The organism is Enterobacter sp. MGH85, assembly GCF_001037655.1.
In the GTDB taxonomy this organism is placed as follows: Bacteria; Pseudomonadota; Gammaproteobacteria; order Enterobacterales; family Enterobacteriaceae; genus Enterobacter; species Enterobacter intestinihominis.
Map to the genome: position 1 here is coordinate 1,021,058 of NZ_KQ089925.1, position 13,708 is coordinate 1,034,765.

At 56.8% G+C, this 13,708-nt stretch carries 11 protein-coding genes; 5 read left to right on the forward strand and 6 right to left on the reverse strand.

Features of this window, described 5'->3' with window-relative positions:
- Positions 1-22: 22 nt before the first annotated feature.
- The 5 genes from gldA to argE all read right to left on the reverse strand — a co-directional run bounded on the left by gldA (position 23) and on the right by argE (position 6,906).
- Entirely contained in the window at positions 23-1,126 is a 1,104-nt protein-coding gene (gene gldA / locus SK51_RS04785) for a bifunctional L-1,2-propanediol dehydrogenase/glycerol dehydrogenase (RefSeq protein WP_023307182.1), read from the reverse strand.
- A 12-nt stretch (positions 1,127-1,138) separates the two neighbouring features.
- On the reverse strand, positions 1,139-1,801 hold the full coding sequence (fsa, locus tag SK51_RS04790; protein WP_023307181.1) for a fructose-6-phosphate aldolase: 663 nt from the start codon (positions 1,799-1,801) through the stop codon (positions 1,139-1,141).
- Between the two features lie 128 nt (positions 1,802-1,929).
- The gene (locus SK51_RS04795) at positions 1,930-2,694 is read right to left on the reverse strand and encodes a helix-turn-helix transcriptional regulator (RefSeq protein WP_023298892.1); all 765 of its coding nucleotides are present in this window, start codon (positions 2,692-2,694) and stop codon (positions 1,930-1,932) included.
- A gap of 102 nt (positions 2,695-2,796) precedes the next feature.
- Positions 2,797-5,448 carry a phosphoenolpyruvate carboxylase gene (gene ppc / locus SK51_RS04800; RefSeq protein WP_022649787.1) on the reverse strand — a complete coding sequence of 884 codons (2,652 nt, stop codon included), beginning with the start codon at positions 5,446-5,448 and terminating at the stop codon, positions 2,797-2,799.
- 306 nt (positions 5,449-5,754) lie between these two features.
- Positions 5,755-6,906 carry an acetylornithine deacetylase gene (gene argE, locus SK51_RS04805; RefSeq protein WP_015569956.1) on the reverse strand — a complete coding sequence of 384 codons (1,152 nt, stop codon included), beginning with the start codon at positions 6,904-6,906 and terminating at the stop codon, positions 5,755-5,757.
- 88 nt (positions 6,907-6,994) lie between these two features.
- Here argE and argC point away from each other — a divergent pair, with 88 nt between their 5' ends.
- The 4 genes from argC to oxyR all read left to right on the forward strand — a co-directional run bounded on the left by argC (position 6,995) and on the right by oxyR (position 11,484).
- Positions 6,995-7,999 (forward strand): N-acetyl-gamma-glutamyl-phosphate reductase, encoded by a 1,005-nt coding sequence (argC, locus tag SK51_RS04810; RefSeq protein WP_023298889.1) that lies wholly within the window; start codon positions 6,995-6,997, stop codon positions 7,997-7,999.
- Positions 8,000-8,005: 6 nt separating this feature from the next.
- A complete protein-coding gene (gene argB, locus SK51_RS04815) occupies positions 8,006-8,782 on the forward strand; it encodes an acetylglutamate kinase (RefSeq protein ID WP_094948456.1) in 777 nt (258 codons plus the stop codon).
- Between the two features lie 105 nt (positions 8,783-8,887).
- Positions 8,888-10,261 (forward strand): argininosuccinate lyase, encoded by a 1,374-nt coding sequence (argH, locus tag SK51_RS04820; RefSeq protein WP_023307180.1) that lies wholly within the window; start codon positions 8,888-8,890, stop codon positions 10,259-10,261.
- Between the two features lie 305 nt (positions 10,262-10,566).
- Positions 10,567-11,484 carry a DNA-binding transcriptional regulator OxyR gene (gene oxyR, locus SK51_RS04825; protein ID WP_022649783.1) on the forward strand — a complete coding sequence of 306 codons (918 nt, stop codon included), beginning with the start codon at positions 10,567-10,569 and terminating at the stop codon, positions 11,482-11,484.
- On the opposite strand, the gene sthA is transcribed toward oxyR, so the two are convergent.
- The gene (gene sthA, locus SK51_RS04830; protein ID WP_003862057.1) at positions 11,467-12,867 is read right to left on the reverse strand and encodes a Si-specific NAD(P)(+) transhydrogenase; all 1,401 of its coding nucleotides are present in this window, start codon (positions 12,865-12,867) and stop codon (positions 11,467-11,469) included. The two genes, oxyR and sthA, sit on opposite strands and share 18 nt — an antisense overlap.
- 196 nt (positions 12,868-13,063) lie before the next feature.
- Here sthA and fabR point away from each other — a divergent pair, with 196 nt between their 5' ends.
- Positions 13,064-13,702 carry an HTH-type transcriptional repressor FabR gene (fabR, locus tag SK51_RS04835; RefSeq protein ID WP_003862059.1) on the forward strand — a complete coding sequence of 213 codons (639 nt, stop codon included), beginning with the start codon at positions 13,064-13,066 and terminating at the stop codon, positions 13,700-13,702.
- The last annotated feature ends 6 nt before the right edge of the window (positions 13,703-13,708 follow it).

Genomic DNA, 13,708 nt, shown 5'->3' on the forward strand with positions numbered 1-13,708 from the left:
GCAGCGCCACCCGGCTTTTCTATTACTCCCACTCCTGCAAGAATCGCTGTCCATACTGGTCCGCCACCAGCAGCGCCGCATAGACCTGATCCGGCGTTACGCCGCCAGGCATGTTGTGAATGGTTTCCCCTTCGGCACAGGACGCCTCCGCGATCAGCCGCATTTTAGCCGGAATATCCTCTTTGATATTCAGCTGCGCCAGCGTAATTGGCAGCCCGACGCTATGGCACAGCGCCGCAACGGTTTCGATTTCTTCTACCGGCGCGTTCTCCAGTACCAGTTGCGTCAGCGTACCAAATGCCACTTTTTCACCGTGGTAGAAATGGTGCGCATCCGGCACCGCCGTCATGCCATTGTGAATGGCGTGTGCCGCCGCCAGCCCGCCACTTTCAAAGCCCACGCCGCTCAGATAGGTGTTGGCTTCAATAATGCGTTCCAGAGCAGGCGTCACCACGTGTTGTTCCGCCGCCAGCATCGCTTTCTCGCCCTCTTCAACCAGCGTGTTGTAGCACAGCTCAGCCAGCGCTAACGCTGCCTGCGTGCACTTGCCACCCGCCATGGTCGTGGCGCCGCTACGCGAACAGGCGCGCGCTTCAAACCAGGTTGCCAGGGCATCGCCAATCCCGGCGGCCAGCAGGCGCGCAGGTGCGCCCGCCACCACCCTGGTATCGACAATCACCATGTTCGGGTTGTGCGGCAGCATCAGGTAGCGATCGAACTCGCCGCTGTCGGTATAAATCACGGAAAGGGCACTGCACGGCGCATCGGTGGAGGCAATGGTCGGGGCAATAGCCACCGGCACGTCCATAAAGTGCGCCAGCGCTTTGGCGGTATCCAGCGTTTTTCCGCCCCCGATACCCAGCACCGCCAGGCAGTCGGTACTGTCGGCCAGTTTTTTCAGGCGATCGATTTCATTTTGCGAACATTCGCCGCCAAACGGTGCAATTTCGGCATGGAGTCCGGCTTTTTTAAAACTCTGACGCAGGGTTTCTTCGGTAAAACCCAGCACAAATTTATCGCCTACCACCAGCCAGCGAGCCGCCAGCGGCTTCAGGTAGTCGCCGAGACGAGTAAGAACATCAGCGCCCTGGATGTACTTCCCCGGCGATTGAATGATACGGTCCATAACATTTCTCCCTTAGAGGTTGAGGTTACCAAACGCGTTTTTCCAGTCCTGCTCGAACTTCTCTATGGCTGACTCTACCGCTGGCGTGCCGAGCATTTGTTGCGCTACGTCTAAGGGAAGCGTAATTGCCTCACATCCTGCCAACAGGCAATCCAGCGCCTGGCGCGGCGTTTTAAAGCTGGCAGCCAGCACCATGCTCTCTGGCGCATGCTGTTCCAGCAGGGATTGCAGTTCCTGTACCGTGCGAATGCCGTCACAGCCCTGCGCATCGACGCGGTTTACATACGGTGCGACATATTTCGCTCCTGCCAGCGCGGCCAGTAACCCCTGAGCGGCGCTGTAAACGGCGGTTCCCAGCGTGGTAATTCCCTCTTTCTTCAGCACTTTAATCGCGATGAGCCCCTGTGCAGTGACGGGAATTTTTACCACGATGTCCGGCAGGGCATTGTTCAGCCGTTTTGCTTCCGCCACCATTCCTTCGGCGTCGCGGCTCATGGTTTGGGCAAACAGCCTGCCCTCCGGGCCGATAGCATGCTGCAGGCGCGGCAACACCTCCCAGACAGATTCGCCGCTGGCGGCTACGATGCTTGGGTTGGTGGTCACGCCCGCAATGGGAAAAATGCGCGCCAGGCGTTCAACTTCTGCCACGTTGGCGGTATCCAGGTACAGTTCCATTATTTTTCCTTAAGTCAGAAAGGTTGAATAAAGGATACGGCGCACCCAGTCGCGGCGAATACAGGTCAATTTTGCCAAATACTGGATAAATGTAATGTCCCTGGCGAAGTGAGAGAGCGATCACAATGCTACTTTTTGGCGATCAGCTGGCTGTGATACTGGCGTCGATATTCGGAAGGGGAACGTTCAGTGTGCTTGCGAAAGAGACGGCAAAAGTAGTTACTGTCCGTAAATCCGCAGCTTGCAGCGATATCTTTGATTTTGAACTCGTAGCCTTTAAGAAGCTGACGCGCGTGCTCGAGGCGTGTTTGCGTAAGATATTCGTTGAACCCCACGCTGCCTGTTTTTTGAAAAAGATGAGAAAGGTAGTTCGGTGAAATATAAAACGCCTGCGCCACCGATTCACGGGTCAGTGCAGAGGCGTGATGTTCTTCGATGTAGTGACGAATCGCTTCAAATAATGCACGGCTGCGGCTGGCGGTATGGATATCGCTGCCCAGCAGATCGCGACAGTGGCTGAGCAAACTTAATACCACCAGTCTGGCCGTTTCCCGATCGTCTGGCTGCATTTGCAATTCAGCGAGCGTCTGCAAAAGGAATGCGCCCACTCGCGGCCCGCGTCTGGCAACCTGTTGCTGTTGCAAAAGCGTGTTGTCGCGCTCGAGCTGAAGAGTCAGTTGTTGCTTGCCGAAGCTGATGTTGAGCGAAAAGGCGGGTTGAAGCGGAATATTACCGGATGAAAAAAATAACGCTTCGCAGGCCGTATCAAAGCTAAGCACGAGGCAAGGTGACGTTCGGGGGAGCGGTTTAGCCGAAGGGGGGAAATGCACCTGACGCAGCGGCAAGGTGCCGTTGATCAGGTCATTCAGGATGTGGGGGATATCGTGGTGCATGGTGTGGATACCAGGGTATTGCCCGGCGACGCTGGCGCTTGCCGGGCCTACGAAAAGCCTATTGTAGGCCGGGTAAGCGTAAGCGCCACCCGGCAAAACCGATCAACCGGTGTTACGCATCCCCGCCGCAACGCCCGCAATCGTCACCATCAGCGCCTGTTCAACGCGCGGATCCGGCTCTTTACCTTCCTCTTCCGCCAGACGCGAACGGTGCAGCAGTTCAGCCTGTAAAACGTTCAGCGGGTCGGTGTAGATGTTACGCAGTTGGATAGACTCGGCAATCCACGGCAGGTCTTCCATCAGGTGGGAGTCGTTAGCGATATCCAGCACCACTTTGATGTCGCCTTCCAGCAGCTCGCGTAGCTCTTTACCCAGCGCCCACAGCTCGGGTTTCACCAGACGCTGATCGTAGTATTCCGCCAGCCACAGGTCGGCTTTCGAGAAGACCATCTCCAGCATGCCCAGACGGGTAGAGAAGAATGGCCAGTCGCGGCACATGGTTTCCAGTTCGCTCTGCTTACCGTCTTCCACCACTTTTTGCAGCGCCGCACCGGCACCCAGCCAGGCTGGCAGCATCAGACGGTTTTGCGTCCAGGCAAAGATCCACGGAATGGCGCGCAGGGATTCAACGCCGCCAGTAGGACGACGCTTGGCCGGGCGCGAGCCGAGCGGCAGTTTACCCAGCTCCTGCTCAGGCGTGGCTGAGCGGAAGTAAGGCACAAAGTCTTTGTTTTCACGCACGTAGCCGCGATACAGATCGCAGGAGATGTCAGACAGCTCGTCCATAATCCGGCACCAGGATTCTTTTGGCTCCGGCGGCGGCAGCAGGTTGGCTTCCAGGATCGCACTGGTATAGAGCGACAGGCTGCTGATGGTCACTTCCGGCAGGCCGTACTTGAAGCGGATCATCTCGCCCTGCTCGGTCACGCGCAGTCCGCCTTTCAGGCTTCCTGGTGGTTGGGAGAGCAGCGCCGCGTGTGCAGGCGCACCGCCACGACCAATTGAACCGCCGCGTCCGTGGAACAGGGTCAGTTCAATACCGGCTTTTTCGCAGGTTTTAATTAGCGCATCCTGCGCCTGATACTGCGCCCAGGAGGCTGCCATCACGCCCGCATCTTTCGCGGAGTCGGAATAGCCAATCATCACCATCTGCTTGCCCTGAATAAAGCCGCGATACCAGTCGATGTTCAGCAACTGGGTCATCACGTCGTTGGCGTTGTTCAGGTCGTCGAGAGTCTCAAACAGCGGTGCTACCGGCAGAGCGTAGTCGATGCCCGCTTCTTTCAGCAGAAGGTGAACGCCCAGCACGTCGGACGGGGTCTTCGCCATGGAGATCACATAGGCGGCCACCGATCCTTTCGGCGCATCCACGATCGCTTTACAGGTGTTGAGCACTTCGCGGGTGTCATTGCTTGGCTCCCAATTGCGCGGCAGCAGCGGGCGCTTGGAGTTCAGCTCGCGGATCAGGAACGCCTGTTTGTCGGCTTCGGACCAGCTTTCATAGTCGCCAATGCCGAGATAGCGGGTCAGCTCGCCCAGCGCTTCGGTATGACGGGTGCTTTCCTGACGGACGTCGATACGCACCAGCGGCACGCCGAAACACTTCACGCGGCGCAGGGTGTCGAGCAGCTCGCCATTGGCAATGATGCCCATCCCGCAGGCCTGAAGCGATTTATAACAGGCGTACAGAGGTTCCCAGAGCTGTTCGTTCTGGCTCAGCAGACCTTCCGGCTTCGGCAGGCGCTGGCCTTTCAGGCGCGCTTCCAGCCAGGCCTGCGTGGCCATCAGCTGACCGCGCAGTTTTTTCATCAGGAAACGGTACGGCTCACTGGCACCTTCTTCACCGGCCAGCGCGCGCAGTTCCGGCGTCGCTTCTACCATCGACAGCTCGGAGATCAGCACCTGAATATCTTTCAGGAACAGGTCGGTTGCTTTCCAGCGGCTCAACAACAGGACGTGACGGGTGATTTCCGCCGTCACGTTCGGGTTGCCGTCGCGGTCGCCGCCCATCCAGGAAGTGAAGCGAACCGGCACAAAGTCGACCGGCAGGCGATAGCCCAGATTTTCTTCCAGCTGTTCGTTCAGCTCGCGCAGGTAGTTTGGCACCCCTTCCCACAGGCTGTTTTCCACCACCGCAAAGCCCCATTTGGCTTCGTCGACCGGGCTTGGGCGATGCTTACGAATTTCATCGGTGTGCCAGGACTGAGCAATCAGCTGGCGCAGGCGGCGCATAAGCTGGTTACGTTCGTAGTCGGCAATGTCTTTGTTATCCAACTGCTTCAGACAGTTGTTCACTTCCACCATTTTGTGGATCAGCGTACGACGTGTGATTTCGGTTGGGTGTGCGGTCAGCACCAGCTCCAGCGAAAGGGATTCCACCGCTTTTTTGATGGTCGCTTCGTTGAGGTTGGGCTGGTCTTTGAGTTTACGAAGGGTGCGGGCAATGACTTCCGGGTTGCTGGCCGCTTCGCCTTTTGGCGAAATGCTGTGGTATTGCTCAGCGGTGTTTGCCAGGTTCAGAAACTGGCTGAAGGCGCGGGCAACGGGCAGTAGCTCATCATTAGAGAGGTTCTGCAAGGTGGTGAGCAGCTCCTGACGATTGGCCTCGTTACCGGCGCGGGAAGATTTGGACAGCTTGCGGATGGTTTCAACACGGTCGAGGATGTTCTCCCCCAACGCATCTTTGATGGTATCTCCAAGCACTTTGCCGAGCATACTGACATTACTACGCAACGCGGAATATTGTTCGTTCATAAAAACCCAGTCACCCCATCATTTTTGTTTATGCCCAGGCGAAAATTTTCTGGACATTATTTTGTCATCTCCCTTTATAAAGCCACGTAAAACCCCCGTCGTCAATTGCTGCGAAAACGGTTCAGCAGATGAATAAATGCGGGCAATTTACGAAATTTAATTCGTATTGCGTCAGATAAGAGATGCTTATGGGAATGTGACGAAGATCGCGGGATTTACTCCCCTCACCCTAACCCTCTCCCCAAAGGGGAGAGGGAACTTGAACACCCTCTCGCCTTTGGGGAGAGGGCAGGGTGAGGGGCCGTTTTAATGCCAGCAGAAGTGATGCACAACCTGGGTAATGAGTTCGCGGGTGGGCTTGATGAAGCGGGTTTCGAGATATTCGTCCGGCTGGTGGGCCTGGTTGATGGAGCCAGGGCCCAGAACCAGCGTCGGGCACAGGGTCTGAATAAACGGCGCTTCGGTGCAGTAGTTCACCACGTCGGTTTTCTCTCCGAGCAGTTTTTCCACCACCTGAACCAGCTGGTGGTCAGGCGGGCATTCGTAGCCTGGAATCGGCGGATGCAGTTCGGAGACCGTCAGACGTCCCGGCCAGCGCTCGCTGACCGGTGCCAGCGCTTCGTTCAGTAAGCCATCCAGATCGCTCAGCGTCATGCCCGGCAGAGGACGGATATCCATATGCAGTTCGCAGCAGGCGCAGATACGGTTGGACGCATCACCGCCGTGCAGGCTGCCGAGGTTCAGCGTCGGATACGGCACGGTGAACGCCTCGTAGTGATAACGCTCTTTTAGATCGTCGCGCAGGGTCATGATGCGGCCAATCGCGTCATGCATCAGCTCAATGGCGTTCACGCCGCGCGCCGGATCGCTGGAGTGACCAGACTGGCCCAGCACGCGCACTGCGGTAGAAATATGGCCTTTGTGCGCCCGAATCGGTTGCAGAGAGGTAGGTTCACCGATGATCGCGCAGTCCGGGCGAATCGACGTGTTTTCAGAGAAATACCGTGCGCCCGCCATGCTGGTCTCTTCATCGGCGGTCGCCAGAATGTAGAGCGGCTTTTTCAGCGTTGTCACGTCCACGTCACGCAGCGCGTCGAGGATAAAAGCAAAGAAACCTTTCATGTCCGCCGTGCCGAGACCGTAGAGCTTGTTGTCGTGCTCTGTCAGGGTGAACGGATCGCGGGTCCAGCGGCCATCGTCAAACGGCACGGTGTCAGTGTGACCAGCCAGCAGCAGGCCGCCAGCGCCATGTCCGGTGCTGGCGAGCAGGTTAAATTTGTGACGTGTTCCGGGGACGGGCTGAACCTCAACGTTAAACCCAAGATCGCTAAACCAACCCGCCAGCAGATTGATTAAAGACTCATTGCTCTGATCCAGCGCTTCTTCCGTTGCGCTGATGGACGGTGTGGCAATCAGGGCGCGGTAAATCTCGATAAATGGCGGTAAGTTCATTTTCATTGTTGACACACCTTAGGTCGTGATAGTATCAATATTCATGCAATAAATGTGAATAAAAATACATTAACGTTGAGCATAAAGGAACCCGATGTTGAATACGCTGATTGTAGGCGCTAGCGGTTATGCGGGCGCAGAGCTTGTAAGCTACGTGAATCGCCACCCACATATGACCATAACCGCTTTGACCGTGTCAGCGCAAAGCAATGATGCCGGAAAGTTAATTTCCGATTTGCATCCACAACTTAAGGGCGTGGTTGATTTGCCTTTGCAGGCCATGTCTGACATCAGCGAGTTTACCGACGGCGTTGACGTGGTGTTTTTAGCCACCGCACACGAGGTCAGTCACGACCTGGCGCCGCAGTTTCTGGCAGCCGGTTGCGTGGTCTTCGATCTCTCCGGCGCGTTTCGCGTTAACGACAGCGCGTTCTACGAAAAATATTACGGCTTCACCCATCAGCACCCGGATCTGCTCGAAAAAGCGGTGTACGGCCTGGCGGAGTGGAGCGCAGATAAACTGAAAGAAGCGAATCTGATTGCCGTGCCTGGCTGTTACCCGACGGCGGCGCAGCTCTCCCTTAAGCCGCTGATCGACGCGGGTCTGCTGGATCTTGACCAGTGGCCGGTGATCAACGCCACCAGCGGCGTGAGCGGCGCCGGGCGCAAGGCCGCGATCTCCAACAGTTTCTGCGAAGTGAGCCTTCAGCCGTATGGCGTGTTTAATCACCGTCATCACCCTGAAATCACCACCCATCTGGGCGCGGAGGTGATCTTCACCCCGCACCTCGGTAGCTTCCCGCGCGGGATCCTTGAAACCATTACCTGTCGCCTGAAGCCGGGCGTGACCAAAGACCAGGTGAGCGAAGTCTTCACGCAGGCGTATGCGGATAAACCACTGGTGCGTCTGTATGACAAAGGCGTACCAGCGCTGAAAAACGTGGTCGGCCTGCCGTTCTGCGACATCGGCTTTGCCGTGCAGGGCGAGCACCTGATTGTGGTCGCCGCAGAAGATAACTTACTCAAAGGCGCTGCCGCACAGGCAATGCAGTGTGCAAATATTCGTTTCGGCTTCCCTGAAACGCAGGCTCTTATTTAAGGTGTGATGATGAATCCATTAATTATCAAACTCGGTGGTGTACTGCTGGACAGCGAAGAAGCGCTGGAGCGCCTGTTTACCGCGCTGGTGAACTATCGTGAATCACATCAACGTCCGCTGGTGATTGTCCACGGCGGCGGCTGTGTGGTGGACGAGCTGATGAAAGGGCTCAACCTGCCGGTGATTAAGAAAAATGGCCTGCGCGTCACGCCTGCCGACCAGATTGACATTATTACTGGTGCGCTGGCGGGGACGGCGAACAAAACGCTGCTGGCGTGGGCGAAGAAGCACCACATCGCGTCCGTTGGTCTCTGTCTGGGCGATGGCGATAGCGTGAAAGTGACCCAGCTCGACGAAGCGCTTGGCCATGTTGGACTGGCGCAGCCAGGTTCGCCTAAGCTGATTAACACCCTGCTGGAAGGTGGTTTCCTGCCGGTGGTGAGCTCAATCGGCGTGACCGAAGAGGGCGAGCTGATGAACGTCAATGCGGACCAGGCGGCAACCGCGTTGGCGGCCACGCTGGGCGCAGACCTGATCCTGCTCTCCGACGTGAGCGGCATTCTGGACGGCAAAGGCCAGCGCATTGCGGAAATGACCGCCGCAAAAGCCGAACAGCTGATCGATCAGGGCATTATCACCGACGGCATGATCGTTAAGGTGAACGCGGCGCTGGATGCCGCGCGCACGCTGGGTCGTCCGGTGGATATCGCCTCCTGGCGTCACGCGGAGCAACTCCCGGCGCTGTTTAACGGTACGCCGATTGGTACGCGTATTCTGGCTTAAGATTCTGTGCCGGATGGCGCTTCGCTTATCCGGCCTACGTGAATTTTGTAGGCCCGGTAAGCGCAGCGCCACCGGGCAAAAATATCATCATTAAGGAAATTCGTTATGGCACTTTGGGGTGGGCGTTTTACACAGGCAGCGGATCAGCGGTTCAAACAGTTCAATGACTCTTTGCGCTTCGATTACCGCCTGGCCGAACAGGATATTGTCGGCTCTGTGGCCTGGTCCAAAGCGCTGGTGACCGTGGGCGTGCTGACCGCAGAGGAACAGCAGCAGCTGGAAGAGGCGCTGAATAATCTGCTGGAAGAGGTGCGTCTGGATCCGCAGCAAATCCTCCAGAGCGATGCCGAAGATATTCACAGTTGGGTGGAAGGCAAACTTATCGACAAAGTCGGCCAGCTGGGTAAAAAGCTCCATACCGGGCGTAGCCGTAATGACCAGGTGGCGACCGACCTGAAGCTGTGGTGTAAAGAGACCGTCGGCGAACTGCTGGCGGCGAATCGTCAGCTGCAGAGCGCGCTGGTGGACACTGCGCAGAACAATCAGGATGCGGTGATGCCGGGTTATACTCACCTGCAACGCGCACAGCCGGTGACCTTTGCGCACTGGTGTCTGGCCTACGTTGAGATGCTGGCGCGTGATGAGAGCCGTTTACAGGATACCTTAACGCGTCTGGACGTCAGCCCGCTGGGCAGCGGCGCGCTGGCCGGTACGGCTTATGAAATCGACCGTGAGCAGCTGGCAGGCTGGCTGGGCTTTGCTTCCGCCACCCGCAACAGCCTGGACAGCGTCTCTGACCGTGACCACGTGCTGGAGCTGCTGTCGAATGCCTCTATCGGGATGGTGCACCTGTCGCGCTTTGCCGAAGACCTGATCTTCTTTAACTCTGGCGAAGCGGGCTTCGTCGAGCTGTCCGACCGCGTGACGTCCGGCTCCTCCCTGATGCCGCAAAAGAAAAACCCGGATGCGCTGGAGCTGATCCGCGGCAAATGTGGCCGCGTGCAGGGCGCGCTGACCGGCATGATGATGACCCTGAAAGGGCTGCCGCTGGCATACAACAAAGATATGCAGGAAGACAAAGAGGGGCTGTTCGACGCGCTCGACACCTGGCTGGACTGTCTGCATATGGGCGCGCTGGTGCTGGACGGCATTCAGGTGAAACGTCCTCGCTGCCAGGAAGCGGCGCAGCAGGGCTATGCTAACTCTACCGAGCTGGCAGACTACCTGGTGGCGAAAGGCGTACCGTTCCGCGAGGCGCACCATATTGTGGGTGAAGCGGTAGTGGAAGCGATTCGTCAGGGTAAAGCCCTTGAAGAGCTGGCGCTTGCCGACCTGCAAAAATTCAGTGCGGTTATTGGGGAGGATGTCTACCCGATTCTGGCCCTGCAATCCTGCCTGGATAAGCGTGCGGCGAAAGGTGGAGTCTCGCCGAAGCAGGTAGCGCAGGCGATTGCGGACGCGAAAAACCGGTTGGTTTGATTTGTGCGGGCTGGTGCCCTCACCCCGGCCCTCTTCCACAGGGAGAGGGAGAAAAACGGAGCCTGGCTTAGTGCCGGGCTTTTTTATACGCAAAAAAAAGCGGACCACGGGGTCCGCAAAAGTTCACGTTGGCTTTAGTTTTTCGAGTTTTGAGAGAAACTCGCTGACGGTGCGGGGTCGTTTTGGGTCAAACACGTGCCGCCTCGTCTATGTGATGTATTATTCAACAGAATGCTTGATAGGGATAATCGTTCGTTGCTATGCTATCTATCGCCATGAACTATCGTGGCGACGGAGGATGAATAATGAATATTCGTGATCTTGAATACCTGGTAGCGTTAGCTGAGCATCGCCATTTTCGCCGCGCGGCAGACTCCTGCCACGTCAGCCAGCCAACGCTGAGCGGTCAGATCCGCAAGCTGGAAGATGAGCTGGGCGTGATGCTGCTGGAGCGCACCAGTCGTAAGGTACTGTTCACGCAGGCAGGTCTGCTGCTGGTGGATCAGGCGCGCACCGTACTGCGCGAGGTCAAAGTGCTCAAGGAAATGGCAAGCCAGCAGGGGGAGGCGATGTCCGGCCCGCTGCATATTGGCCTGATCCCAACCGTTGGCCCGTATCTGTTGCCGCAAATCATTCCGCTGCTGCACCAGACGTTCCCGAAACTCGAAATGTACCTGCATGAAGCGCAAACCCATCAGCTGCTGGCGCAGTTAGACAGCGGCAAGCTCGACTGCGCGATCCTGGCGCTGGTCAAAGAGAGTGAAGCGTTTATTGAAGTACCGCTGTTCGATGAGCCGATGATGCTGGCGATCTATGAAGATCACCCGTGGGCGAACCGCGATCGCGTGCCGATGGCCGATCTGGCCGGAGAAAAGCTGCTGATGCTGGAAGACGGCCACTGTCTGCGCGATCAGGCGATGGGCTTCTGCTTCGAAGCGGGTGCAGATGAAGATACCCATTTCCGCGCAACCAGCCTTGAAACGCTGCGTAACATGGTCGCGGCGGGAAGTGGCATTACGCTGCTGCCTGCGCTGGCCGTGCCGCGCGAGCGTAAGCGTGATGGCGTGGTCTATCTGCCGTGTATTAAGCCAGAGCCGCGTCGCACGATCGGCCTGGTTTATCGTCCGGGTTCACCGCTGCGCAGCCGCTATGAGCAGCTGGCAGAGGCCATCCGTGGTGCAATGGATGGCCATTTCGACAACGCGTTAAAACAGGCGGTTTAAGCCGTTCAGCGCAGCTACCCGATAGGCTTCCGCCATGGTCGGGTAGTTAAAGGTGGTGTTAACGAAGTACTCGATGGTGTTGCCACCACCTTTTTGCTCCATGATCGCCTGGCCGATATGAATGATTTCCGCGGCACGTTCACCAAAGCAGTGAATACCGAGGATCTCTTTCGTCTCGCGATGGAACAGGATCTTCAGCGTACCCACGCTCATCCCCACAATTTGTGCGCGCGCCAGGTGTTTAAACTGGGCACGACCCACCTCGTAAGGCACCTTCATGGCCGTCAACTGCTGCTCGGTTTTGCCGACAGAACTGATTTCCGGGATGGTGTAGATGCCCGTCGGGATGTCCTCGATCAGATGCGCCGTCGCTTCACCTTTCACCAGCGCCTGTGCGGCGATGCGGCCCTGATCGTAAGCAGCGGAGGCCAGACTTGGGTAACCAATAACGTCGCCGACCGCGTAAACGTGCGGCAGCGCAGTCTGGTACATGCTGTTGACCTTGAGCTGACCGCGGCTGTCGGTTTCAAGCCCGATATTCTCCAGCTGCAATGAATCCGTGTTGCCGGTACGGCCGTTGGCGTACAGCAGGCAGTCCGCCTTCAGCTTTTTACCAGATTTCAGGTGCATGATCACACCGTCGTCGCAGCCTTCGATTTTCTCGTACTCTTCGTTGTGGCGAATCACCACGCCACTGTTCCAGAAGTGGTAGGAGAGGGAATCTGACATCTCCTGATCGAGGAACGCCAGCAGCCGGTCGCGGGTGTTGATCAAATCAACTTTGACCTCCATGCCGCGGAAGATCGACGCATATTCACAGCCAATCACGCCCGCGCCATAGATGATCACATGGCGTGGCTCGTGGTGCAGGCTGAGGATGGAGTCGCTGTCGTAAATGCGTGGATGAGAGAAGTCCACGTCTGCCGGATGATATGGGCGCGATCCGCAGGCGATCACAAATTTTTCAGCGGTGAGCGTCTCAACCGAACCGTCGTGGCACTCCAGCGCCAGGGTGTGTTCATCTACAAAATGCGCGTTACCCTGCAGAATTTCACAGTGGTTGCGCTCATAGAAACCCTGACGCATGCGCGTCTGCTGGTTAATGACCGTGTCTGCGTGATTCAGGATATCGGCAAAGGAAGAACGAAGAAGTCGGGAGTGGTCGCTGTAAAGAGGGTTCTGGTTAAATTCGATAATGCGGCTAACGGCGTGGCGGAGGGCTTTCGAAGGGATGGTGCCCCAGTGGGTGCAACCGCCGCCGACATTATGGTAGCGCTCAATAACCGCTACTCTGGCTCCCTGTTTTACCAGACCCATAGCAGCACCTTCGCCGCCGGGGCCGGAACCAATAACTATTGCGTCGTAATCGTAGGAATGTGGCATGGCAAGGCTTACCTGTTCTTATACATAAAAGCAACAGAATCATAACATCATTGCCTGGGTAACCCAATTATCGTTGTGCTTTTTTCGGGCAGTGGAGCACAAACCGCGCGTAAACAATCATTCACAAAGCCAGGTAAACAGATTAATTTTATTCTCTGGTATAGTGCCAACGGGCCTTTGGAAGGATTCAACTATCGTGATGGGCGTAAGAGCACAACAAAAAGAGAAAACCCGGCGTTCGCTGGTGGAAGCCGCATTCAGTCAACTGAGTGCTGAGCGGAGTTTTGCCAGTTTAAGCCTGCGCGAAGTGGCGCGCGAGGCCGGGATTGCGCCAACGTCCTTCTATCGTCATTTCCGTGATGTGGATGAACTGGGCCTGACCATGGTCGACGAGAGCGGTTTGATGCTGCGCCAGCTTATGCGTCAGGCGCGTCAGCGTATTGCCAAAGGCGGCAGCGTGATCCGCACCTCCGTGTCGACATTTATGGAATTTATCGGCAATAACCCTAACGCGTTTCGCCTTTTGTTGCGCGAGCGCTCTGGCACGTCGGCGGCGTTTCGTGCCGCCGTCGCGCGTGAAATTCAGCATTTCATCGCGGAACTTGCCGACTATCTTGAACTCGAAAACCATATGCCGCGTGCGTTTACTGAAGCACAGGCCGAGGCGATGGTGACCATTGTTTTCAGTGCGGGTGCCGAAGCGCTGGATGTCAGCATTGAACAACGTAAGCAACTCGAAGAGCGACTGGTATTGCAGCTGCGAATGATTTCTAAAGGTGCGTACTACTGGTATCGCCGTGAACAAGAGAAGTTGGCACATCAAAACGATGAGTGAAGGTGA